Annotated in this window: 23 protein-coding genes; 14 read left to right on the forward strand and 9 right to left on the reverse strand. The window is 72.0% G+C overall.

What is annotated here, in order from left to right:
• Positions 1 to 30: 30 nt before the first annotated feature.
• The 7 genes from AC07DF_RS14645 (at position 31) to AC07DF_RS14675 (ending at position 7,604) form a co-directional block, all read left to right on the forward strand.
• Positions 31 to 897, forward strand: coding sequence for an alpha/beta hydrolase (locus AC07DF_RS14645; RefSeq protein WP_478970531.1), 867 nt, complete (start codon positions 31 to 33; stop codon positions 895 to 897).
• A gap of 391 nt (positions 898 to 1,288) precedes the next feature.
• Positions 1,289 to 2,194 carry an alpha/beta hydrolase gene (locus AC07DF_RS14650; protein WP_478970533.1) on the forward strand — a complete coding sequence of 302 codons (906 nt, stop codon included), beginning with the start codon at positions 1,289 to 1,291 and terminating at the stop codon, positions 2,192 to 2,194.
• Entirely contained in the window at positions 2,187 to 3,416 is a 1,230-nt protein-coding gene (locus AC07DF_RS14655; RefSeq protein ID WP_478970535.1) for an acyltransferase family protein, read from the forward strand. Before AC07DF_RS14650 ends, AC07DF_RS14655 begins: the two co-directional genes overlap by 8 nt.
• Positions 3,409 to 4,809: a sensor histidine kinase gene (locus AC07DF_RS14660; RefSeq protein ID WP_478970537.1), complete on the forward strand. Its 1,401-nt coding sequence runs from the start codon at positions 3,409 to 3,411 to the stop codon at positions 4,807 to 4,809. Before AC07DF_RS14655 ends, AC07DF_RS14660 begins: the two co-directional genes overlap by 8 nt.
• Positions 4,806 to 5,489 carry a response regulator gene (locus AC07DF_RS14665; protein ID WP_478970539.1) on the forward strand — a complete coding sequence of 228 codons (684 nt, stop codon included), beginning with the start codon at positions 4,806 to 4,808 and terminating at the stop codon, positions 5,487 to 5,489. Before AC07DF_RS14660 ends, AC07DF_RS14665 begins: the two co-directional genes overlap by 4 nt.
• A gap of 112 nt (positions 5,490 to 5,601) precedes the next feature.
• On the forward strand, positions 5,602 to 6,942 hold the full coding sequence (locus AC07DF_RS14670; RefSeq protein ID WP_478970541.1) for a sensor histidine kinase: 1,341 nt from the start codon (positions 5,602 to 5,604) through the stop codon (positions 6,940 to 6,942).
• A complete protein-coding gene (locus AC07DF_RS14675) occupies positions 6,939 to 7,604 on the forward strand; it encodes a response regulator (protein ID WP_478970543.1) in 666 nt (221 codons plus the stop codon). Before AC07DF_RS14670 ends, AC07DF_RS14675 begins: the two co-directional genes overlap by 4 nt.
• Before the next feature lie 59 nt (positions 7,605 to 7,663).
• Here AC07DF_RS14675 and AC07DF_RS14680 read toward each other — a convergent pair whose 3' ends face one another.
• Entirely contained in the window at positions 7,664 to 8,041 is a 378-nt protein-coding gene (locus tag AC07DF_RS14680) for an SH3 domain-containing protein (RefSeq protein WP_478970545.1), read from the reverse strand.
• Positions 8,042 to 8,176: 135 nt separating this feature from the next.
• On the opposite strand from AC07DF_RS14680, the gene AC07DF_RS14685 reads away from it, so the two are divergent.
• Positions 8,177 to 9,379 carry a cytochrome P450 gene (locus AC07DF_RS14685; protein WP_478970547.1) on the forward strand — a complete coding sequence of 401 codons (1,203 nt, stop codon included), beginning with the start codon at positions 8,177 to 8,179 and terminating at the stop codon, positions 9,377 to 9,379.
• On the opposite strand, the gene AC07DF_RS14690 is transcribed toward AC07DF_RS14685, so the two are convergent.
• From AC07DF_RS14690 to AC07DF_RS14700, 3 genes are read right to left on the reverse strand one after another with little or no spacing between them, the layout of a single operon-like run.
• Entirely contained in the window at positions 9,363 to 9,587 is a 225-nt protein-coding gene (locus tag AC07DF_RS14690; RefSeq protein ID WP_478970549.1) for a hypothetical protein, read from the reverse strand. The genes AC07DF_RS14685 and AC07DF_RS14690 overlap by 17 nt on opposite strands.
• Positions 9,588 to 9,632: 45 nt before the next feature.
• Positions 9,633 to 11,231, reverse strand: coding sequence for an ABC transporter permease (locus AC07DF_RS14695; protein ID WP_478970551.1), 1,599 nt, complete (start codon positions 11,229 to 11,231; stop codon positions 9,633 to 9,635).
• The gene (locus AC07DF_RS14700; RefSeq protein ID WP_478970553.1) at positions 11,228 to 12,142 is read right to left on the reverse strand and encodes an ABC transporter ATP-binding protein; all 915 of its coding nucleotides are present in this window, start codon (positions 12,140 to 12,142) and stop codon (positions 11,228 to 11,230) included. The genes AC07DF_RS14695 and AC07DF_RS14700 overlap by 4 nt, the downstream gene beginning before the upstream one ends.
• Before the next feature lie 74 nt (positions 12,143 to 12,216).
• Between AC07DF_RS14700 and AC07DF_RS14705 the strand changes: the two genes are divergently transcribed.
• Positions 12,217 to 12,714 (forward strand): GbsR/MarR family transcriptional regulator, encoded by a 498-nt coding sequence (locus AC07DF_RS14705; protein ID WP_478970555.1) that lies wholly within the window; start codon positions 12,217 to 12,219, stop codon positions 12,712 to 12,714.
• A 53-nt stretch (positions 12,715 to 12,767) separates the two neighbouring features.
• Positions 12,768 to 13,325, forward strand: a complete 558-nt coding sequence (locus AC07DF_RS14710; protein ID WP_478970557.1) for a Uma2 family endonuclease — start codon at positions 12,768 to 12,770, stop codon at positions 13,323 to 13,325.
• Between the two features lies 1 nt (position 13,326).
• Here AC07DF_RS14710 and AC07DF_RS14715 read toward each other — a convergent pair whose 3' ends face one another.
• On the reverse strand, positions 13,327 to 14,211 hold the full coding sequence (locus AC07DF_RS14715) for a diacylglycerol kinase family protein (protein WP_478970559.1): 885 nt from the start codon (positions 14,209 to 14,211) through the stop codon (positions 13,327 to 13,329).
• Between the two features lie 185 nt (positions 14,212 to 14,396).
• Here AC07DF_RS14715 and AC07DF_RS14720 point away from each other — a divergent pair, with 185 nt between their 5' ends.
• Complete coding sequence (locus tag AC07DF_RS14720; protein ID WP_189725730.1) at positions 14,397 to 15,680, forward strand: adenylosuccinate synthase; 1,284 nt, start codon at positions 14,397 to 14,399, stop codon at positions 15,678 to 15,680.
• A gap of 43 nt (positions 15,681 to 15,723) precedes the next feature.
• On the opposite strand, the gene AC07DF_RS14725 is transcribed toward AC07DF_RS14720, so the two are convergent.
• Positions 15,724 to 15,858 carry a hypothetical protein gene (locus AC07DF_RS14725; RefSeq protein WP_478970561.1) on the reverse strand — a complete coding sequence of 45 codons (135 nt, stop codon included), beginning with the start codon at positions 15,856 to 15,858 and terminating at the stop codon, positions 15,724 to 15,726.
• 188 nt (positions 15,859 to 16,046) lie between these two features.
• Here AC07DF_RS14725 and AC07DF_RS14730 point away from each other — a divergent pair, with 188 nt between their 5' ends.
• Positions 16,047 to 16,337: a DUF3303 family protein gene (locus AC07DF_RS14730; RefSeq protein WP_478970563.1), complete on the forward strand. Its 291-nt coding sequence runs from the start codon at positions 16,047 to 16,049 to the stop codon at positions 16,335 to 16,337.
• A 9-nt stretch (positions 16,338 to 16,346) separates the two neighbouring features.
• Here the strand turns inward: AC07DF_RS14730 and AC07DF_RS14735 are convergent, their stop codons facing one another.
• From AC07DF_RS14735 to AC07DF_RS14745, 3 genes are all read right to left on the reverse strand, one after another.
• Entirely contained in the window at positions 16,347 to 16,997 is a 651-nt protein-coding gene (locus AC07DF_RS14735) for a hypothetical protein (RefSeq protein WP_478970565.1), read from the reverse strand.
• A gap of 155 nt (positions 16,998 to 17,152) precedes the next feature.
• Positions 17,153 to 17,851, reverse strand: coding sequence for a GntR family transcriptional regulator (locus tag AC07DF_RS14740; protein ID WP_478970567.1), 699 nt, complete (start codon positions 17,849 to 17,851; stop codon positions 17,153 to 17,155).
• Between the two features lie 118 nt (positions 17,852 to 17,969).
• The gene (locus AC07DF_RS14745) at positions 17,970 to 19,325 is read right to left on the reverse strand and encodes an aminotransferase class III-fold pyridoxal phosphate-dependent enzyme (protein ID WP_478970569.1); all 1,356 of its coding nucleotides are present in this window, start codon (positions 19,323 to 19,325) and stop codon (positions 17,970 to 17,972) included.
• Positions 19,326 to 19,493: 168 nt separating this feature from the next.
• On the opposite strand from AC07DF_RS14745, the gene AC07DF_RS14750 reads away from it, so the two are divergent.
• Both AC07DF_RS14750 and AC07DF_RS14755 read left to right on the forward strand, forming a co-directional pair.
• On the forward strand, positions 19,494 to 20,099 hold the full coding sequence (locus tag AC07DF_RS14750; protein ID WP_478970571.1) for a DJ-1/PfpI family protein: 606 nt from the start codon (positions 19,494 to 19,496) through the stop codon (positions 20,097 to 20,099).
• Positions 20,096 to 20,554: a MarR family winged helix-turn-helix transcriptional regulator gene (locus tag AC07DF_RS14755; RefSeq protein WP_478970572.1), complete on the forward strand. Its 459-nt coding sequence runs from the start codon at positions 20,096 to 20,098 to the stop codon at positions 20,552 to 20,554. The genes AC07DF_RS14750 and AC07DF_RS14755 overlap by 4 nt, the downstream gene beginning before the upstream one ends.
• The last annotated feature ends 32 nt before the right edge of the window (positions 20,555 to 20,586 follow it).

Below are 20,586 nucleotides of genomic sequence, written 5' to 3' on the forward strand. Positions count from 1 at the left end.
CGCCCGTACGTTTCGCTGGAAGGTTGGAGCATGACGGACGACGTCGCAGCAGCACGGGCCGCTGCCGAGGAGAAGTCGGCGTTCTCCCACGAGCCCGTCGGTCCCGACGCCACCGCCGCCTACGGCGACCACCCCGACCAGGTGATCGACTTCTATGCCCCGCGCGGTCAGGCCGGCCCGGGCGGGCCCGCCCCGGTCGTGCTCGTGCTGCACGGCGGTGCCTGGCGGGCGCCGTACGACCGGCGTCACATCAGCCCCTTCGCGGACTTCCTCGCCCGTCGCGGATTCGCCGTGGCCAGTGCCGAGTACCGGTGCGGCGGCGGTGAGGACTCCCTCGCGGGCCGCTGGCCCGACACCTTCGACGACGTGGCCGCCGCGCTGGACGCCCTGCCCGCGCTGGTACGGGAACACCTGCCGCAGGCCGACCCGCGCCGCATGGTCCTCACCGGTCACTCGGCGGGCGGACACCTCGCGCTGTGGGGTGCGGCCCGGCACGTCCTGCCGGCCGGCTCGCCCTGGCGCACAGGTGGCCCGGCGGCCCTGCGGGGCGTGGTCGCCCTGGCCCCGATCGCGGACTTCACGGTCGCCGACAAGCTGGACGTGTGCGGCGGAGCCGTGCGCCAACTCCTGGGCGGGGACGAGTACTTCGCCGAGCGGCAGCCGCACGCGGACCCCGCGCTGCTGCTGCCCACCGGCATCGCCACCACCCTCGTCCAAGGCCGCGCGGACCTCGATGTGCCGCAGATGGTCGCCGAGTCGTACGCCGAGGCGGCGGCGAAGGCCGGGGAGATGGTGGGGGTGACGCTGCTGGAGGACGTGGGGCACTTCCCGCTCATCGACCCGGCGGCGGACGCGTGTGCCGTCGTGGCGGAGGAGATCGAGCAGTTGGCCTGGTGAGGGGCCTTCCTGCCTGGTGAGGGGCCTTCCTGGCCGCACCCTTAGAGGGGCCCCCGGGCATACCCGTAGTACCTGAGAGCTACCCCGCAGGTGAGTTCCCCGGTGGGACGCGGACGACGAGTCCCGCTCCGTAACTTCCCATCCGTGCAGACCCGATGGCCGGGTGCGCTGGAGGGGGACGACCATGGGGTTCGCATCGAGGTACCGCCGTGGCGGCGGCCGAGGCGACTGCGGCCGAGACGACGGCGGCGGAGATCGCGGCGGAGGCCACGACGGGGGCCGCGGCGGAAACCGCGGCGGGGGCCGTGGCGGAGGCCGCGATGGTGGTGGCGTGCGGCGCCGCGTCGGCCGATGGCGTCGTGCCGCGCTCGCCGCTCTCGTCACAGGCGCGGTGGTTCTCCCTCTTTCCGGGGCGGTGCGGCCGGAGATCCCCGCTCCCGCACCCGCCACGCTCGCTCCGCTCAGCGCGTCGACGCTGGACGAGGCCTACGCGGCCAACCGTGCCAACGCCGCCGAAGCGGCCCGGATGGCCGCGGGCCATCACGACCGGGCCCGGGCCGCGACGGACCGTTCGCTGGCAGCCCCGGACCGGCACCTCCTCGCCTTCGACGGCCGTGGCTCCGGCCAGGTGACGGAGGTGCTGGGCGACCTCGGCCGGGCCGACCGGATAGCCGTCCTGGTCCCCGGCTCCGACACGAGCCTCGACACCTACGGCCGGTTCCACGCGGCCGCCGCCGCGCTGCACGGACAGCTCGTCCGGCAGGCACCGGCGGGCACGCGCACCGCGGTGGTGGCCTGGCTCGGCTACGAGACGCCGGGCACGGTCAGCACGACGGTCACGACGACCGGCAGGGCCGAGCAGGCGGCCCCGCGGCTGCGCGCCCTGGTCGCCGGCCTGCGCGCCATAACCGGCGACGGACCGCGCGTCTCGCTGCTGTGCCATTCGTACGGCTCCGTCGTCTGCGGGCGGGCCGCCGCCGGGCTCGCCGTCGACGACCTCGCGTTCGTCGGCAGCCCCGGCACCGGCGTGGACTCCGCCGCCGGGCTGCGCACCCGCGCCCGCGTCTGGGCGGCCCGCGGCGGCGACGACTGGGTGGCGAACGTCCCGCACCTCAGCGCGGACCTGTTCGGCACCACCGTCGGCTTCGGCACCGACCCCGTCTCCCCGGCCTTCGGCGCCCGGGTCTTCGCGGCCGGCGACGGCGGCCACAGCGACTACTTCAGGCCCGGCTCGGCCTCCCTGACCAACCTGACCCGGATCGTCCTGGGCGAGACCAAGGCGGTGACCCATGGCTGACATCGGCGTACGAGGTATCCGGCACGCGGTGCTCCACGGCGCCGACCGCATCGGTACGGCCACCCCGGCCAGCCGGGACCGGGCCGTGGACGCCCTGCGCGCCGCCGCGGTGCTCGGCGTCGTCCTCGGCCACTGGCTGGTCACCGCCCTGGTCTCCGACGGCCGCGCCCTGCGCACGGCGAGTCCGCTGAGGGACATGCCCTGGCTGACGCCCGTCTCCTGGCTGTTCCAGACGCTCGCCGTGTTCTTCCTGGTCGGCGGCCATGTCGCCACACGCGGCTACACCTCCGCCCGCGCCGGGGGCGTCCCGTACCACCGCTGGCTGACGGGCCGTCTGACCCGGTTGTTCAAGCCGGTCGCGGCCGTCCTCAGCCTGTGGACGATCGCCGCGCTCGCCCTGCTGCTGTCGGGCGCCGAGTTCGGGACGGTCCGCACGCTGGTGAAGCTGGCGCTGTCCCCGCTGTGGTTCCTGGTGGTGTTCGCGGCGCTGACGGCGGCGACTCCGTTGCTGACCCGGCTGACCCCGCTGTGGCCGCTGGCCGTCGTACTGCACGTGGACCTGGTGCGGTTCGGCCTGGGCGGCCCCTCCTGGCTGGGCTGGGTGAACGTGGCGGCGGGCTGGATGGTGCCCTACACCCTGGGCGCGGCCTGGACCCGGGGCGAGCTGGAGGGCCGCCGCGCGGGCTGGGTCCTGCTCGGCTGCGGTGCGGCGGCGACCGCCGTGCTCGTCGCCTTCGCCGGCTATCCGGCGTCGATGGTCGGCGTGCCGGGCGAGGGCATGTCCAACCTGGACCCGCCGACGCTGGCCGTCGTCACCTTCGGCCTGGCCCAGTGCGGCCTCGCCCTGCTGCTGCGCGATCGGCTGCGCCGCGCGATGCGCCGGCCGGTGGCCTGGGCGGCGGTGGCGCTCGTCAACCTCTCCGCGATGACCATCTTCCTGTGGCACCAGACGGCCCTGATGGCCACGACGGCCACCGGCCTGCTCGCGGGCCGGCTCCCCGGCTTGCACACACGGCCCGACGGGCTCGACTGGGTCGGGGCCAGACTTCTGTGGCTTCCCGTGTTCGGCCTGGCCCTCGCGGTCTGCTGGGCCGCCTTCCGGTTCTGCGAGCAGGGCGGCGGGCGGGGCGCGCCGGGTGGCCGACCGGGCCGACGGTCGCGGGTGGTGCGGGCGCACCGTCCGTCCGGCCGGGGGACAGCGGCGGAGGCCCGCCATGTCTAGGCTGGGCCGCGTGACGGACACGGGGGCGGGCCGCGCGCCGCGAGCGCGCGTCAGGGGCTGGCTGCGGTCGCTGCGCGAGGACCTGTGGACGGTCCGGGCCGACCCGCTGCCGCCCTCCACCTGGCTGCGCTGGCTGCCGCACGGGCTGGTGTGCCTGGCCGCGTTCGGCGTCATGGTCGGGGCCATGGGCGACATGGTGGACAACGGCCATCTGAACCCCGGAGCGGCGTTCCTGGTCGCGGGCGGGCAGGCCGGCGCCATGATTCTCGGGATGTGGCGGCCGGTCCCGGGGTGGTGGCTGTCCACGGTGAGCTGGGTGCTGGGCGCCGCCGTGCTGCACAGCCGACTGGGCTCCGACGGCGACACCTACACCTGGCCCTGGACGGCGGCCGGGATCATCTCCCACCTGTTCGTGCTGCTGCTGCTCGCGCTGCGCGTGCGCACCCGCGCGGCGGTGGAGGCGCTGGCCGTGACGGTGGTGCTCACCTCCGTCCTCCAGGGCTGGTGGTCGGCCGGTGTGCGCTACGACGCCACCGGCGCGATCGCGATCCCGCTGTCCGCCATCGTCGTGCTCGTCGGCACCGCCCTGCGCGGCCGCCGTGAGGCCCGCGCGGAACTCGTCGAGCAGACCACGCTCACCGCCGAGGAGCGCACCCGGCGCACCCTGCTGGAGGAGCGCAGCCGTATCGCGCGGGAGCTGCACGACGTGGTGGCGCACCACATGTCCGTCATCTCCATCCAGGCGCAGGTCGCCCCGCACCTCGTCGAGAACCCGCCCGACGAGCTCAAGGAGAACCTCGCGGGCATCCGGCAGAACGCCCTGGAGGCGCTGACCGAGCTGCGCCGGGTGCTGGGCGTGCTGCGCTCGGAGCACCCCGGGCCGGCGGAGACGCCCCTCGGCCCGGGCGGCGGCACCGGCACCGCCGAGCACGCACCGCAGCCCACCCTCGACCGGCTCGACGCGCTGGTGGAGAACACCCGGGCGGCCGGCCGCGAGGTCACCACGGAGATCCACGGCGAGCGGCGTCCGCTGCCGCCCGGTGTGGAGCTGTCGGCGTACCGGATCGTGCAGGAGGCCCTGAGCAACGTCCTGCGGCACGCGCCCGGCGCGAGCGCCAAGGTCCGTCTCACGTACCAGTCGGACGGTCTTGAGGTGGAGATAGTCAACTCCCGGCCGACCGGGCCCGCGTCGCCCTCGACGGGAGCGGGGCACGGACTGCTCGGCATGCGGGAGCGGGTCGCCATGCTCGGCGGCACCATGACGGCCCACCCGTGGCACTGGGACGGCTTCAAGGTCACCGCGTTCCTCCCGGACACCCCGCCCGCCGACCCGGCACCGGGCACCGACCGGATCACCTACCACTTCCCCGACCCCGAGGCAGGATCCCCATGACGAGCGGCAGCGGCAAACCCATCCGGGTCCTCATCGTCGACGACCAGGCGATGGTCCGGCAGGGCTTCACCGTGCTGCTCGGCACCCAGCCCGACATAGAGGTCGTCGGCGAGGCGAGGGAGGGCGCGGAAGCCGTCGCCAAGGCCGCCGAGACCGCCCCGGACGTCGTCCTGATGGACATCCGTATGCCCGGGGTCGGCGGTATCGAGGCCACCGAGCTGATCACGGCCGCGCACCCGGACATCAGGGTGCTGGTGCTGACCACGTTCGACCTCGACGAGTACGTGTACGACGCGCTGCGCGCCGGGGCCTCCGGGTTCCTGCTGAAGGACGCGTCGTCGGAGCAGCTCGCCGAGGCGGTCCGGGTGGTGGCGGCCGGGGAGGCGCTGCTCGCCCCGGTCATCACGCGCAAGCTGATCGCCGAGTTCTCCCGGCTGGACGACCGGCCCCGCGCCCCGCTCAAGGAACGCATCGGCGACCTGACCGAGCGGGAGACGGAGGTGCTCGCCCTGATCGCGCAGGGCCTGTCGAACGGCGAGATCGCCCGGCACCTCTTCGTCGCCGAGCAGACGGTGAAGACCCACGTGGGCCGGATCCTGGTGAAGCTGGGGCTGAGGGACCGGACACAGGCGGCCGTGTTCGCGTACGAGTCGGGGCTGGTGCGGCCGTCGGGATACTGAGGCACCGGCCCTGGATTGGCCGCCCCCGTCCCCGTAGTACCTGAGAGGGAGGCCGAGGAACCCCTCTCACTGGGGACGACCGGGACCCGGGGGTGCGCCTACCTTTCTGTACGTGACCGAGACGACTCACATCCAGACCATGCCGCCGGGGGACGGGGCCAAGCCGCACAGCCCGGAGTACCGGGTGGCGGTGGACTCCCTGCGCGGGCTGCGGCAGGACCTGATCCATGACGCCTTCGCCTACCGGCCGCTGCCGGCCCGGCACACGGACGGGCGGATCGCCCGGCGGCTGCCCGGCCGCCTGCGCGAGTACGCGGCCTGGACGCCGCACGCCCTGATCGTCGCGGCGGCCCTGGTCTCCGTGGCTTTCGCCACCGTCGACTCCGGCGGACCCGCCGCGCTGATGGGGCTGTTCTGCGCCGTTCCGGTGCTGCTGACCATGGTGCGGCCGGTGGGGGCCTTCTGGGCGTCCATGGTCTCCACCCCGGTCGTGACCGTGCTCGGCAGCCGCTGGTTCGAATGGCCCTGGGCGGCCGGCAGCTTCGTCAGCCATCTGACCGTGCTGACGGTGGTGGCGATGCGCACCAGGCCGCGCACGGCCGGGTGGATGTGGGTGCTGACGGCGCTGTACGCCATCGTCGCGGACAGCGGCATCGGCCCGACCTCCATGTACGGCAGCAACTCCGGGCCCATGCTGATCCTCTCGGCCCTGATCCTGCTCTGCGTCACCGTCCGGCACATCCGCCGGGACGCCGTGCAGGAGGTCACCGCCCAGCAGACGGTCACCGCGCACGAGCGCTCCCGCCGCACCCTGCTGGAGGAGCGCACGACGATCGCCCGCGAGCTGCACGACGTCGTCGCCCACCACATGTCGGTCGTCGCCATCCAGGCGGAGGCCGCGCCCTACCGGGTGGAGAACCCGCCGCCGGAGCTGGAGAAGGCCTTCGCCACGATCCGGGAGAACGCGGTGGCGGCCCTGACCGAACTGCGCCGCGTCCTGGGCGTCGTCCGCGCCGAGGACTACGAGGCCCCGGACGCCCCGCAGCCCACGCTCGCCGAGCTGGACGGGCTGCTGGCCAATGTGCGGGACGCCGGGCTCACCGTGGACAAGGCGGTGACCGGGGCGGTGCGCGAACTGCCCCAGGGCGTGGAGCTGTCGGCGTACCGCATCGTGCAGGAGGCGCTGAGCAACACCCTGCGGCACGCGCCGGGCGCGACCGCCCGCGTCGAGATCGGCTACGTGCTCGGCGGGCTGGGGCTGCGCATAGTCAACGGCCCGCCGCCGAACCCGAGCCTGATCAAACCCTCGCCCGGCGCCGGGCACGGCATCACCGGCATGCGGGAGCGGGTGTCGATGCTCAACGGCGAGATGACGGCGGGCGCGACGGACGACGGAGGCTACGAGGTGGCGGTGTTCCTGCCCGTCGCCCTGCCGGACGAGGGTGACGCATGACCATTCGCGTGCTGATCGCGGACGACCAGATGATGGTGCGCGAGGGCTTCTCGGTCCTGCTGAACGCGATGCCGGAGATCGAGGTCGTCGGCGAGGCGGTGAACGGCCGGGAGGCCGTCGCGAAGGTCCGCGAACTCGCCCCGGACGTCGTGCTGATGGACATCCGCATGCCCGAGCTGAACGGCATCGAGGCGACCCGCGAGATCGTCGCCGCCGACGGCGCGGCGAAGGTGCTGGTGCTCACCACGTTCGACCTCGACGAGTACGTGTACCAGGCGCTGCGCGCGGGAGCCTCCGGCTTCCTCCTCAAGGACGCCTCGGCCCGCCAGCTCGCCGACGGGGTGCGGATCGTGGCCGCCGGTGAGGCCCTCCTGGCCCCTTCGGTGACCAGGCGTCTGATCACCGAGTTCTCCAAGCTCTCCGAGACCCCGCGTCTCATGCCCTCGGCTCAGGCGGCGTACGGGGACCTCACCGAGCGGGAGACGGAGGTGCTGGTCCTGATCGCTCAGGGGCTTTCGAACGCGGAGATCGCCGAGCGGCTGGTGGTCGCCGAGTCGACGATCAAGACACATGTCAGCCGGATCCTGGTGAAGCTGGGCCTCAGGGACCGCACCCAGGCGGCGGTGTTCGCCTACGAGGCGCGGCTGGTGACGCCCGGTTAGCCGGTGCGAGCCGGGGGAGTCGCCCCGAAGGCCCTCGGGCCCCGGGGCGAGGGACCGGATCAGTCCAGCTGCATCGGCACGCAGTCGCTCACGTACGACTTGGAGACCCAGCCGGTGGTGCCCTTGGCGATGCCGCTCTTGGACTTCTGGCCGAGCTTCAGCTTGATCCAGGAGCCCTTGGTGGCGAGCTTCTTGCCCCAGTCGTTCTTGTGGAGGATGCCCTTGGACGCGTAGCCGGTGCCGGCGCCCGTGCGGAAGTTGATCCCGCTGCCCTTGTAGACGTAGTAGTAGACCTTCGGCTTGCACGGCATCTCGGCGGCGGTGGCGGCCGGGGCGCTGGTCGCGACCGCGCCGGCGGTCAGCGACAGGGCCAGCACGGCCGAGGCGGCCAGACGGGCGGGGACGCGGGTGCGGAGCTTGGCTCGCTGCTGTGTCATGAAGTTTTTTCCTAACGAAGGCTGTGCCGCTCAGGCGGCACGACCAGCTTAACGATCTTCACATCGCCGGATCGAGTCGACAGCGTGAAGGAACACCCCTGGTCAGTGAGGGGTCTGTGGGGCTAGCGTCCCGGCATGTTTGCCTTCGACCCGTGGGACCCGGCGTTCCTCGCAGACCCGTACCCCGCCTACGCCGAGCTGCGTGCCCAGGGCCGCGTGCACTACTACGAGCCCACGAACCAGTGGCTCGTCCCGCACCACGCGGACGTCTCGGCCCTGCTGCGCGACCGGCGCCTCGGCCGGACCTACCAGCACCGCTTCACACACGAGGAGTTCGGCCGGACGGCGCCGCCGCCCGAGCAGGAGCCGTTCCACACGCTCAACGACCACGGGATGCTCGACCTGGAGCCGCCGGACCACACCCGGATCCGGCGCCTGGTGTCGAAGGCGTTCACGCCGCGCACGGTGGAGCGGCTGAAGCCGTATGTGCGGGGCTTGGCCGAGGACCTGGCGTCGGCGCTGGCGGAGGCCGGCGGAGGAGATCTGCTCAAGGACGTGGCAGAGCCCCTCCCCGTCGCCGTGATCGCCGAGATGCTCGGCATTCCGGAGTCCGACCGGGCCCCGCTGCGCCCCTGGTCGGCGGACATCTGCGGGATGTACGAACTGAACCCGTCCGAGGAGACGGCGGCGAAGGCGGTCAGGGCGTCGGTCGAATTCTCCGGCTACCTGCGCGAACTGATCGCGGCCCGCCGCAAGGAACCGGGCGACGACCTCATCTCGGGCCTCATCGAGGCACACGACGAGGGCGACCGCCTCACCGAGCAGGAGATGATCTCGACGGCGGTCCTGCTGCTGAACGCCGGCCACGAGGCCACGGTGAACTCCACGGTCAACGGCTGGTACGCACTGTTCCGCGACGAGGCCCAACTGGCGGCCCTGCGCGCCGACCACACCCTCATCCCCTCCGCCGTCGAAGAGCTGATGCGCTACGACACCCCGCTCCAGCTCTTCGAACGCTGGGTCCTGGACGAGATCGAGATCGCCGGCACGGCGATCCCGCGCGGCGCGGAGATCGCCCTGCTCTTCGGCTCCGCCAACCACGACCCGGCGGTCTTCACGGACCCGGCCCGCCTCGACCTGACCCGCACGGACAACCCGCACATCTCCTTCAGCGCGGGCATCCACTACTGCATCGGCGCGCCGCTGGCCCGGATCGAACTGGCGGCCTCGATGGCGGCCCTGCTGGAGAAGGCCCCGGCACTCCGCCTCGCCGAGGAGCCGCGGCGGAAGCCGAACTTCGTGATCCGGGGTCTCGAGGGGCTCAGCGTCGCGGTCTGAGACGCCGGACCAGGGCCCAGGCCGCCAGGGCGGCGGCGACCCCGCCGAGGAGTGCCAGCGGCAGTTCGGCGTAGAGCACGCTCCAGTCCGGGGCCGCCTCGAACCGCCAGAGGCGCTCTTGGACGTCGACGGCCCACACCGCGAGTCCCGCGCCCGCGCCGACCGCCGCGGTCAGGCAACCGGCCGCGGCCTGCGTACGTTCTCCCATGCCCCGGATGGACGTACGCGGGCCGCTTCGCAGTTCCCCCACCGCTCAGGTCGTCATGTCCCGGCGCCGCAACCCCGCCAGGCCGGCGGCCACCAGCACTACGGCCAGCCCCAGCAGGAGCAGCACCGGCCCCCACTCCATCTCCCCGCCCGGCAACTTGGGCAGATGGCCGAAGGGAGACACGTCCAGCACCGCCTGCGGCATGTCCAGCGCGGGTCCGACCCAGCCGATCAGCAGCACCGCCCCGGCGACGCCCCAGGCCGCCGCCGCTGCCCGGGGCAGTACGCCGATCAGCAGGACCGTGAGGCCGCCGATGACCCAGATCGCCGGGAGCTGAACGAGGCACGCCCCCAGGATCGGGCCGGTCTCCTTGCCGTAGCCGACGGCGAAGCCCAGGCCGGCCAGGAGCATGAGGAGCGCCGAACCGCCGAAGGCGATCGCCAGGTGCCCGGCGGCCCAGCGCAGGCGGCCGACCGCGTTCGCCAAGACCGGCTCCGCGCGGCCCGAGGTCTCCTCGCCGTGCAGACGCAGCACCGACGCCACGATGTACAGGGCCGCGACCAGACCCAGCATGCCGACCATGGACGCCAGGAACGCGTCCGTCAGGCCGGACTGGCCGCCCATCCGCTCGAAGATCCGCCGGGCGTTGGCGTTCTCCCCGACCAGGTCGGCCGCGCCCTCGGTCATACCGCCGTAGACGGCCCCGGCCAGGAGGAAGCCGATGCTCCAGCCCAGCACACCGCCCCGCTGCAACCGCCAGGCCAGCGCGCCCGCGCTGCCCAGCCGGCCGGCGGCCGGGCCCGGCCGGGTGGGCAGGAAGCTCATGCCGATGTCCCGGCGCCCGGCCAGCCCGTAGGCGACAGCGCCCTGGAGCAGGACCGCACCGGCGAGCAGCGCCAGCACCCACCAGCGTTCGTCCGCGTACGGCCGCAGGTTCTCCAGCCACCCGAGCGGGGACAGCCACGTCAGTACCGACGAGCCGTCGTCCGTCGCCGAGTCGCCCGCCGCGCGCAGCACGAACGCGGCACCCAGCACGCCCGCCGTCAGCCCACGGGCCAGCCGGGCGCTCTCCGTGAGCTGGGCGACGATCGCCGCCATCGTGGCGAAGACCATCCCGACCCCGGCGATCCCGAGGCCCAGGGCCAGCGCCCCGGCCGTACCCTGCCCGGCCAGTCCGGCCGTCACCAGCAGCGCCAGCACCGCGTTCGCGACCGCCGCCGCCAGCAACGCCGACGTCAGGGAGGCCCGGCGCCCCACCATCCCGGACGCCACCAGCTCCTGACGGCCGCTCTCCTCCTCGTCCCGGGTGTGCCGTACGACGACCAGCAGGCTCATCACGGCGGCCAGGGCGCCCGCGTAGACGCCGACCCGCCAGGCCGTCAGGGCGCCGATCGAGTCGTCGAAGACGGGGCCGATCATCGCGCGCAGCGAGGAGTTGGTGGCCATCTGCCGGATCAGGTCCGCGCGTTCGGCCGGGGTGCCGTACAGGCCCTCCAGCGTGTTCGGCATGGAGAGGACCATCAGGGCGTTGACCCCGATCCACACCGGGATCATCAGCCGGTCGCGGCGCAACGCGAACCGCAGCAGCGTGCCGGTGCCGGCCAGTTGGCGTGAGGTGCCGGGCCGCACCGCGAAGGTCGTCATCGGGCCGCCGCCTCGTCCGCCTCGGCCGCCTCGTCCTGGTAGTGCCGCAGGAAGAGTTCCTCCAGTGTCGGCGGCGTCGATGTCAGCGACCGCACACCCGACTCGCTCAGCGACCGCAGGACGCCGTCCAGCCGGTCGGTGTCGACCTGGAGCCGGACCCGGCGCCCCCGCACGTCGAGGTCGTGGACGCCGGGCAGGTTCGCGAGTCCGTTGGGCGGGCCCGCGAGTTCGGCGAGGACGCTGGTGCGCGTCAGATGCCGCAGATCGGCGAGCGATCCGGTCTCGACCGTACGGCCCTTGCGGATGATGCTCACCCGGTCGCACAGCTCCTCGACCTCGCTGAGGATGTGGGAGGAGAGCAGGATCGTGCGGCCCCGGTCGCGCTCCTCGGCGACGCAGCGCTGGAAGACCTCCTCCATCAGCGGGTCCAGGCCCGAGGTCGGCTCGTCCAGGATCAGCAGGTCGACGTCCGAGGCGAACGCGGCGACCAGGGCGACCTTCTGGCGGTTGCCCTTGGAGTACGTACGGCCCTTCTTGGTGGGGTCGAGTTCGAAGCGCTCGATCAGTTCCGCCCGGCGCCGGGAGTCCAGCCCGCCGCGCAGCCGGCCGTAGAGGTCGATGACCTCGCCGCCGGAGAGGTTGCGCCACAGCGTCACGTCCCCCGGGACGTAGGCGATACGGCGGTGCGCCTCGACCGCGTCCGTCCACGGGTCGTGGCCGAGCACCTGCGCGGCGCCCGAGTCGGCGCGCAGCAGGCCGAGCAGGACACGGATCGTGGTGGACTTCCCGGCGCCGTTGGGGCCGAGGAAGCCGTGGACCTCGCCGGAGGCGACCTCCAGATCGAGCCCGTCGAGTGCGTGCGTCCGCCCGAAGGACTTGTGCAGTCCGGAGACGGTGATGGCCTTCGTCATGCTTCAGAACGTACGCTTCTTTCAGAAATTTGTGAAGTTAAGGAAGCGTATGAATCGTGGCTAGGATGGATCACATGACGGAATCAGCCGGAGCCGACCGGGACGCGGAGGCCGTGTCGAGGTTCGTGGAGTCCTTCGCGGCGCAGCTCGTCGAGGCCGGGATGCCGCGGATGCCCGCCCGGGTCTTCACCGCGCTGCTCGCCTCCGACGAGGGCTCGATGACCTCCGCCGAACTGGGAGACCAGCTGCGCATCAGCCCCGCGGCGGTGTCCGGGGCGGTGCGCTACCTGGCGCAGACGCACATGGTCTCGCGCGAACGGGAGCCCGGTTCGCGCCGGGAGCGCTACCGGGTGCGCGGCGACCAGTGGTACGAGGCCCTGACCAACCGCGAGGCCGTCCTCAAGCGCTGGGAAAGCGCCCTGCGCGAGGGCGTCACCAGCCTCGGCGCCGCCACTCCGGCCGGCCGCCGCATGTCCGAGACGCTGGCGTTCTTCGAGTTCCTCCAGGGAGAGGTCGAGTCGATGATGGAGCGCTGGCGGGTGCACCGGGAGAAGACGTTCGGGCCGGAGTGACCATCCGACTGCACTGAGTGGTGTCTGGTCCGTGTCGAAGGGGAGGGCGCATCATGACACTTTTGGACGTCCTCGACGAGCTGAACGTGCCCGACGGCTACAAGGCCGAGGTCGTCAGGGGGAATATCGTCGTGTCGCCGTGGTCGAAGGGGTACTACCTCGACGTCATGGAGTCGGTCTGTGACCAGTTGCGGCCGCATCTGCCCGGAGGGCACAGAATCAGTTACGGGCCCTTCCTGTACGTATTTCCCGGCTCTGAGACCGCATACGGCCCCGGCATCCACGCAGCCCCCCGTCATGCTCACCGGACCACAAGCAACCACCTCGACGGCGAAGCCCTGTCCTTCGTAGCCGAGCTGACCTCCCCCTCCACCCGGACCGACGACCTCACCGACAAGGCCGAGGTCTACGGCAAGGCCGGTGTCCCCGTCTACCTGATCCTCGACATGCAGGAGCAGCAGGCCATCGTCCACGGGTCCCCGTCGGCGAAGGGATACGAGCTCCGGCTCTCCAAGCCCTTCGGGGAGAAGCTCGACATCCCGGACCCGTTCGGCTGCACCCTCGACACCGCCGGTTTCCAGGCCCCCGGGGAGGACGAAACCGAGGGCTGACTCACGACCCCGCCGGCACCGTCAGCCCCCAAGCCCCCTCCCGCACCCTCCACGTCCGGGTCCGCACCGGGCCCGAGACGACCGTGTCCGCCCGGTAGCGGAAGTGGGCGCCCGAGACGGTCACCGTGCGGCCCTGCGCCAGCAGGGGAGAGGCCTCGGCGCCGACCGACACCGGCCGGACCTCCACCGACGCGATCCCCGCGGGGCCGGGCGCCACCGACACCGCCTCCACCGGCTGGTTCAGGTCGACGAGGGTCTCCCCGTCCACCTCGACCCGCAGCCGGGACGGCCCGGGCTCCGGTGCGGCGGTGAGCCGGGACGGGCGGCCGGCCGGCACCAGGGTCCGTACCAGGGACTGGCAGGTCCGCAGCCACGGGCGGCCCGTCGCCGTCTCCGGGTCCTCGGTCTGAGAAGTCCCGCCCTCGGCCGCCGGGAAGGGCGAGAGGGGCGGTATGCGCAACGCGCCGAGCACCACCCCGTCGCTGTCGTCGACCATCAGGTCCATCCGCCGCTCGACCCCGTCGAGCACCGCACGCGCCGCCGCCACCGTCCCCGTCGGAACCCCCAGTGAGCTCGCGAGGGACAGCACGCCACCGACCGGCACCACCGACAGCGCACATCCGGCCAGCTCCCGATGCCGGTGCAGCAGCGACACCGCGCGGATCAGGGCCCGGTCGTCGCCCACCACCACGGGGCGCCGGGAGCCCCGCCGGGCCAGCGCCCGGGCGAACTCGTCCGGCCCCTCCGGCAGGCACACCTTCATGGCGGCACCCGCGCTGAGCACGTCTTTCGCGATCCGGACGGACTCGCCGTCCGACCGACGGGCGACATGGTCGATGACCACCAGCAGCTGCTCGGACGTCGCGGAAGTCGCCACCTCGGCCATGCCTCGCTTCCTCGGGTAGCATCTTTGTGCAAGAGCCCCTTGCGCTATTGCGCCAGGGGCTTCGTCTATTCCGGGGCATCCGGTCCGACGGTTGGCGGCCAACGGCGGTCGCGGTGCACACGGTGGTACACCGCCGCGTTCGCCCTCGACCATGGACATGCCCCGCCCGGAAGGGGTGTACGCGCGTGCCCGCACTTGTGCTGCTCGGTGCTCAGTGGGGTGACGAAGGCAAGGGAAAGGCCACCGACCTGCTCGGTGGATCCGTGGACTATGTAGTGCGCTACCAGGGCGGCAACAACGCCGGCCACACGGTGGTCGTGGGTGACCAGAAGTACGCACTGCACCTCCTCCCTTCCGGAATCCTGTCTCCCGGCTGCACGCCGGTCATCGGTAACGGCGTCGTCGTCGACCCGTCGGTCCTGCTCTCCGAGCTGAGCGGTCTGAACGAGCGTGGTGTCGACACCTCCAAGCTCCTCCTCAGCGGCAACGCGCACATCATCACGCCGTACAACGTCACCGTCGACAAGGTGACGGAGCGCTTCCTCGGAAAGCGCAAGATCGGCACGACCGGGCGCGGCATCGGCCCGACCTACGCGGACAAGATCAACCGTGTCGGCATCCGTGTGCAGGACCTCTACGACGAGTCGATCCTCACGCAGAAGGTCGAGGCGGCCCTCGACATCAAGAACCAGGTCCTCACCAAGCTCTACAACCGGCGCGCGATCGCCGTCGACCAGGTGGTCGAGGAGCTGCTGGCCTACGCCGAGAAGCTCCGTCCGTACGTCGCCGACACGGTCCTGGTCCTGAACCAGGCCCTGGAGGAGGACAAGGTGGTCCTCTTCGAGGGCGGCCAGGGCACGCTCCTCGACATCGACCACGGCACGTACCCCTTCGTCACCTCCTCCAACCCGACCGCGGGCGGCGCCTGCACCGGGGCGGGTGTGGGCCCGACGAAGATCAGCCGGGTCATCGGCATCCTCAAGGCCTACACGACCCGTGTCGGCGCGGGCCCGTTCCCGACGGAGCTCTTCGACGAGGACGGCGAGGCGCTGCGCCGCATCGGTGGCGAGCGCGGTGTCACCACCGGCCGTGACCGGCGCTGCGGCTGGTTCGACGCGGTGATCGCCCGCTACGCGACCCGGGTGAACGGCCTGACGGACTTCTTCCTCACCAAGCTCGACGTCCTCACCGGCTGGGAGCAGATCCCGGTCTGCGTGGCCTACGAGATCGACGGCAAGCGCGTCGAGGAGCTCCCGTACTCCCAGACCGACTTCCACCACGCGAAGCCGGTCTACGAGATGCTGCCCGGCTGGAGCGAGGACATCAGCAAGGCCAAGTCCTTCTCCGACCTGCCGAAGAACGCCCAGGCCTACGTCAAGGCGCTGGAGGAGATGTCGGGCGCCCCGATCTCCGCGATCGGCGTGGGCCCGGGCCGGGACGAGACGATCGAGATCAACTCGTTCCTGTAGGACGCCTCCGGCCCCGGCCGGTGACCGGGAGTGTGATCCGCGGTCACCGGCCGAGCTGTGCCGTCAGTTCCTGGACGATGTGATAGCCGCCGGCCAGATCGATGCCGGTGCGCTCGCGGAGCAGCTTGACCGCCTTGACGGGCGAGTCGCGCTTCCCCTGGCGCAGCACATCCGCCAACTCGTCATGGACGCACTTCCTCCTGCGTGTAGTTGGGCTGATCCTCGCCTCGCCCCCGCCCTGCCCTCGACGGCCCCTGCCACCGATGGAGCAACAACAGGGCGTACCGGGCATATCGGGTCATAGTCTGAGCTTGCGATGCGCCGCATCCACCACGACACCACCCCGAGACAGAAGAAGTGAGTGCTATGCGCGTGATGCTCAAGGCGACGCTCGAAACGGACAAGGCGAACGAGGTCATCCGGGGCGGCAAAATGCCGCAGATCATGCAGGAGGCCATGGAGAGGCTCAAGCCGGAGGCCGCCTACTTCGGGCCCATGGGTGGTCGCAGGACCTGCTTCATGGTCTTCGACATGCAGGACAGCTCTCAGCTGCCTCCCGCGCTGGAGTCGTTCTTCAACGAGCTCAACGCCGACGTCGAGGTCTGTCCGATCATGAACAGCGACGACCTCCAGAAGGGACTGTCCCAGCTGCGTTGACGCCGGCACTCAGCTGAAGACGATCATCGACCCCTGCGCCAGGCTCCGTGTGACCGCCGCGTGCAGCCCGAGCCAGACGTGCCGCTCGCGGGCGAACGGGCTGGGGTCGTACGGCGCGGGGGCGGCGGGTTCCTCCAGCTCCGTGGGGGTCGGCGGCGCTTGGGGCGCCGCCGGCGGGTTGGCCGGGTCGATGCCGAGGGCGGGGGCGACCGTCTCCAGCTCCCGCAGCAGGGCGTGCGAGGAGCCCAGCGGGCCGCCGCCCGCGAGGAGATCGTCGTCGGCGAGCGGGCTGGGGAAGTCGACGGGGACGTACGCGCCCGCGTGGTCGTAGTGCCACACGAGGTGCGACTGCTGGGCCGTCGACTCGAACATCTCCAGCAACTGCTCGTAGTCGCCGCCGAGTTCGTCCACGGGCGTCACCGGCAGGCCGCACACCTGGAGCAGATAGGCGCGGCGCAGGAAGTGCAGCGCGTCGTAGTCGAAGCCCGCGACCGGCGCGACATCGCCGGACAGGCCGGGCATGTACTGGTACACCGGCACCGGCGGCAACCCGGCCTCGGCGAGCACCTTGTTGTATTGCGCGAGTTCCTCGGCGAAGGGGTTGTCCGGCGTGTGGCACAAGACGTCGACGAGCGGTACCAGCCACAGGTCACAGGCCAAAGAAGGCTCCTCGCTCAGCTCAGCGGTCGGGTGGCGTCGGATAGCACGGTGGTCAGGGAAGCGTATCGGTGCGGCACGCCAGAGGCTCCTGTCGTGCATGTCCCATACCCATACGAACAGCTGCGACGCAGGCCGGCAGGGCCTGTCTGGAGTCCCTAGGAGGAGAGGCGCTGGATCAGGGCGAGCGAGTGCGAGTTGTAGCCGGCGATGATCGCCCGGGCGGTGCCGGTGTCCTGGGCGGCCAGGGCGTCGACCAGCGCGGTGTGGCCGGCCCACAGCTCGCCGCGCAGGTCGGGCAGGCGGCGCAGATGCTGCACCGCGCCCACCCAGGTCTGGACGCGCAGCCGGTGCAGGAAGTCGCCCAGGTACGGGTTGCCGAAGAGGGCGGCGAGTTCACGCCAGTAGCGCAGGTCGTAGCCGATGAGGACGGTGAGGTCACCGGCCGCGGCGGCCCGCTGGGCCTCCTCGCCGCGCCGCCTGACCCCGGCGAGGGTGGCGGCGACCCGGGGATCGTCGGTCCGTATGGAGGCGCGCTGCCCGGTGATGAGGGCGTGGAACATCCCCTCGATGACCAGGTCGCGGGCCTCGATCATGCCGCGGAAGTCCTCGGCCGAGTACTCGTGGACCCGGAAGCCGCGGTGCTGGTCGGCGTCGAGGAGCCCCTGGGCGGAGAGGTCGACCAGGGCCTCGCGTACCGGCGTCGCGGACACCCCGTACTGCTCGGCGATCTCCTTGACCGTGAACTCCTGTCCCGGCTGGAGCCGTCCGGCCAGCACCTCGTCACGAAGCGCGTCCGCGATCTGCTGGCGCAGGGTGCTGCGCGTCACGGCGCCGTTGCCGGTCCTGCCGGGCATGCTCAGGGCGTCTCCCTCGTCGCGTTCGGGTGGCGTGCACGTATATGTCTACGAGCACGCCACCTTACGCGTTCGAATGGGGCGCGAGGTTGTCGGTTACTGACGGGTTTACAGCTGTTTACTCCGTGTACTCGTCCGCTACCGACAGCGCCGTGTCCAGGACCGCGAGGCCTTCCTTCAGCTCTGCCTCGCTGATGTTGCAGGGCGGCACCACATGCGTCCGGTTCATGTTCACGAACGGCCACAGCCCCCCGCCCTTCGCGGCGGCGGCGAAGGCGGCCATCGGCGCGTTCGCCTCCCCGGCCGCGTTGTACGGCACCAGCGGCTCGCGCGTCTCCCGGTCGCGCACCAGCTCCAGCGCCCAGAACATGCCGGTGCCGCGCACCTCGCCCACGCTCGGGTGCCGCTCGGCGAGCGCGTGAAGCTCCGGCCCGACGACGGACGCGCCCAGCCGGGCCGCGTTCTCGACGACGCCCTCCTCCGCCATGACGTTGATCGTGGCGACGGCCGCCGCGCAGGCCAGCGGGTGCCCGGAGTAGGTCAGACCGCCGGGGTAGGGCCGCTTCCCGAACGTCTCCGCGATGGCACCGGACATCGCCACCCCGCCCAGCGGCACATAGCCGCTGTTCACACCCTTCGCGAAGGTCAGCAGGTCGGGCGTGACGTCGAACAGGTCGGCCGCGAACCACTCACCGGTCCGCCCGAACCCGGCCATGACCTCGTCCAGGACGAAGACGATCCCGTACTTGTCGCATATCTCGCGCACCCCGGCGAGGTAGCCGGGCGGCGGGACCATGATCCCGGCCGTCCCCGGGATCGTCTCCAGGATGATCGCCCCGACGGTCGAGGGCCCCTCGAAGGCGATCGTCGTCTCCAGGTGCTCCAGCGCCCGCGCGCACTCCTGCTCCTCGGTCTCGGCATAGAAGCGGGAGCGGTAGAGGTAGGGCGCCCAGAAGCGCGCGACCCCGGCCGTGCCGCTGTCGGAGGCCCAGCGGCGCGGGTCGCCGGTGATGTTCACGGCCTGCTGCGTGCCGCCGTGGTACGAGCGGTACGCCGAGAGCACCTTCGGGCGGCCCGTGTGCAGACGGGCCATGCGGATGGCGTGCTCGACGGCGTCGGCGCCGCCGTTGGTGAAGAAGATCTTGTCCAGGTCGCCCGGGGTCCGCTCGGCGATCAGCCGTGCCGCCTCCGACCGCGCCTCGATCGCGAACGCGGGCGCGAAGGTCGTCATCCTCGCCGCCTGCTCCTGGATCGCGGCGACGACCTTGGGGTGCTGGTAGCCGATGTTCGTGTAGACGAGCCCACTGGAGAAGTCGAGGTAGCGGCGGCCGTCGTAGTCCCAGAAGTGCGACCCCTCCGCGCCGGCGACGGCGAGCGGGTCGATGAGTTCCTGGGCGGACCAGGAGTGGAACACATGGTCACGGTCGGCGGCCTTGACGGCGGCACCGGCTTCGGGGTTCGGCTGAGGGGTCATGCGGGCGAGCGTAGGCACGTGGGAGGCGGGCGGGAAATCGGCGTCGTGTGTGAGGTCCGGGGGTTTCCGCGACAGGTTGTCGACGGGGAGATGTCGTACAGGGGAGCTATTGACAACATGCTGTCGATTAGACAGTATATTGTCATACTCGGACCTCCAGGAGGAGCCATGAGCGGCAAGCCCGTCCATCTCGCCGTCTACGACACCCTCGCCGACTGGGAGACCGGCCACGCCACGGCCCAGCTCGCCCGCGCCGGCCACACCATCCGGACGGTCGGCCCGTCCACGGCCCCCGTCATCAGCACCGGCGGACTGCGCATCCAGCCCGACGCGGCCCTGGACGACGTGCGCCCCGAGGACAGCGCGCTGCTGATCCTCCCGGGCGCCGACCTCTGGGACACGTCGGACGACCTCGCGCCCTTCGCCCGCAAGGCCCGGGCCTTCCTGGAAGCGGGCGTGCCGGTCGCCGCGATCTGCGGGGCCACCGCCGGACTGGCCCGGGAGGGCCTGCTCGACGACCGTGACCACACCAGCGCGGTCTCCTTCTACCTGGCCGCGACCGGCTACGCGGGCGGCGGCCGCTACGTCGAGACCGACGCCGTCACCGACGGCCCCCTGGTCACCGCGGGCCCGACCGAGCCCGTCGCCTTCGCCCGGGAGATCCTCCGGCTGCTCGGGGTCTACGAGGGCGAGGTGCTCGAGGCCTGGTACCGGCTGTTCCATGACTCCGACGCGGCGGCCTACGCGGTGCTGGAGAAGGCCGGCGCCCTGTGAGCCGGGAGCGTCAGGACCTGTTCAGCCGCAGCGCCCTCGGGGTGTTCCGGCTCAACGGCCAGTTCCTCGCCGTCGCGGAGGAACTGGCCCGGCCGGCCGGGCTCACCGCCGCCTGGTGGCAGGTGCTCGGCGCGGTCCTCGGCGAGCCGCTGCCCGTCTCCGGCATCGCCCGCGCCATGGGCATCACCCGGCAGAGCGTGCAGCGCATCGCCGACCTGCTGGTGGAGCGCGGCCTCGCCGAGTACCGGCCGAACCCCGCGCACCGCCGCGCCAAGCTCCTCGCGGCGACCGAGGAGGGGCATGCGGCGATCGCCTGGATCGACCCCGGGCACGCGGCCTTCGCCGACCGCCTGGCGGAGGCGTTCGGGGAGGCGGAACTCGGCGAGGCGGTACGGCTGCTGGAACGCCTGTCCACCGTGCTCGACCAGGTGGGTCCGCCTGTTACGGAACCGTAGACGGCGACCAGGTCACCCCGCCCCGGACCCGC

The organism is Streptomyces sp. NPDC044719 (assembly GCF_056433405.1).

What these genes read in the sequence shown, in the direction of transcription:
- AC07DF_RS14645 (WP_478970531.1), top strand. Translation starts at nt 31, where the DNA reads ATGACGGACGACGTCGCAGCAGCACGGGCCGCTGCCGAGGAGAAGTCG.
- AC07DF_RS14655 (WP_478970535.1), top strand. Translation starts at nt 2,187, where the DNA reads ATGGCTGACATCGGCGTACGAGGTATCCGGCACGCGGTGCTCCACGGC.
- AC07DF_RS14660 (WP_478970537.1), top strand. Translation starts at nt 3,409, where the DNA reads ATGTCTAGGCTGGGCCGCGTGACGGACACGGGGGCGGGCCGCGCGCCG.
- AC07DF_RS14665 (WP_478970539.1), top strand. Translation starts at nt 4,806, where the DNA reads ATGACGAGCGGCAGCGGCAAACCCATCCGGGTCCTCATCGTCGACGAC.
- AC07DF_RS14675 (WP_478970543.1), top strand. Translation starts at nt 6,939, where the DNA reads ATGACCATTCGCGTGCTGATCGCGGACGACCAGATGATGGTGCGCGAG.
- AC07DF_RS14680 (WP_478970545.1), bottom strand. Translation starts at nt 8,041, where the DNA reads ATGACACAGCAGCGAGCCAAGCTCCGCACCCGCGTCCCCGCCCGTCTG.
- AC07DF_RS14685 (WP_478970547.1), top strand. Translation starts at nt 8,177, where the DNA reads ATGTTTGCCTTCGACCCGTGGGACCCGGCGTTCCTCGCAGACCCGTAC.
- AC07DF_RS14690 (WP_478970549.1), bottom strand. Translation starts at nt 9,587, where the DNA reads ATGGGAGAACGTACGCAGGCCGCGGCCGGTTGCCTGACCGCGGCGGTC.
- AC07DF_RS14695 (WP_478970551.1), bottom strand. Translation starts at nt 11,231, where the DNA reads ATGACGACCTTCGCGGTGCGGCCCGGCACCTCACGCCAACTGGCCGGC.
- AC07DF_RS14700 (WP_478970553.1), bottom strand. Translation starts at nt 12,142, where the DNA reads ATGACGAAGGCCATCACCGTCTCCGGACTGCACAAGTCCTTCGGGCGG.
- AC07DF_RS14705 (WP_478970555.1), top strand. Translation starts at nt 12,217, where the DNA reads ATGACGGAATCAGCCGGAGCCGACCGGGACGCGGAGGCCGTGTCGAGG.
- AC07DF_RS14710 (WP_478970557.1), top strand. Translation starts at nt 12,768, where the DNA reads ATGACACTTTTGGACGTCCTCGACGAGCTGAACGTGCCCGACGGCTAC.
- AC07DF_RS14715 (WP_478970559.1), bottom strand. Translation starts at nt 14,211, where the DNA reads ATGGCCGAGGTGGCGACTTCCGCGACGTCCGAGCAGCTGCTGGTGGTC.
- AC07DF_RS14730 (WP_478970563.1), top strand. Translation starts at nt 16,047, where the DNA reads ATGCGCGTGATGCTCAAGGCGACGCTCGAAACGGACAAGGCGAACGAG.
- AC07DF_RS14740 (WP_478970567.1), bottom strand. Translation starts at nt 17,851, where the DNA reads ATGCCCGGCAGGACCGGCAACGGCGCCGTGACGCGCAGCACCCTGCGC.
- AC07DF_RS14745 (WP_478970569.1), bottom strand. Translation starts at nt 19,325, where the DNA reads ATGACCCCTCAGCCGAACCCCGAAGCCGGTGCCGCCGTCAAGGCCGCC.
- AC07DF_RS14750 (WP_478970571.1), top strand. Translation starts at nt 19,494, where the DNA reads ATGAGCGGCAAGCCCGTCCATCTCGCCGTCTACGACACCCTCGCCGAC.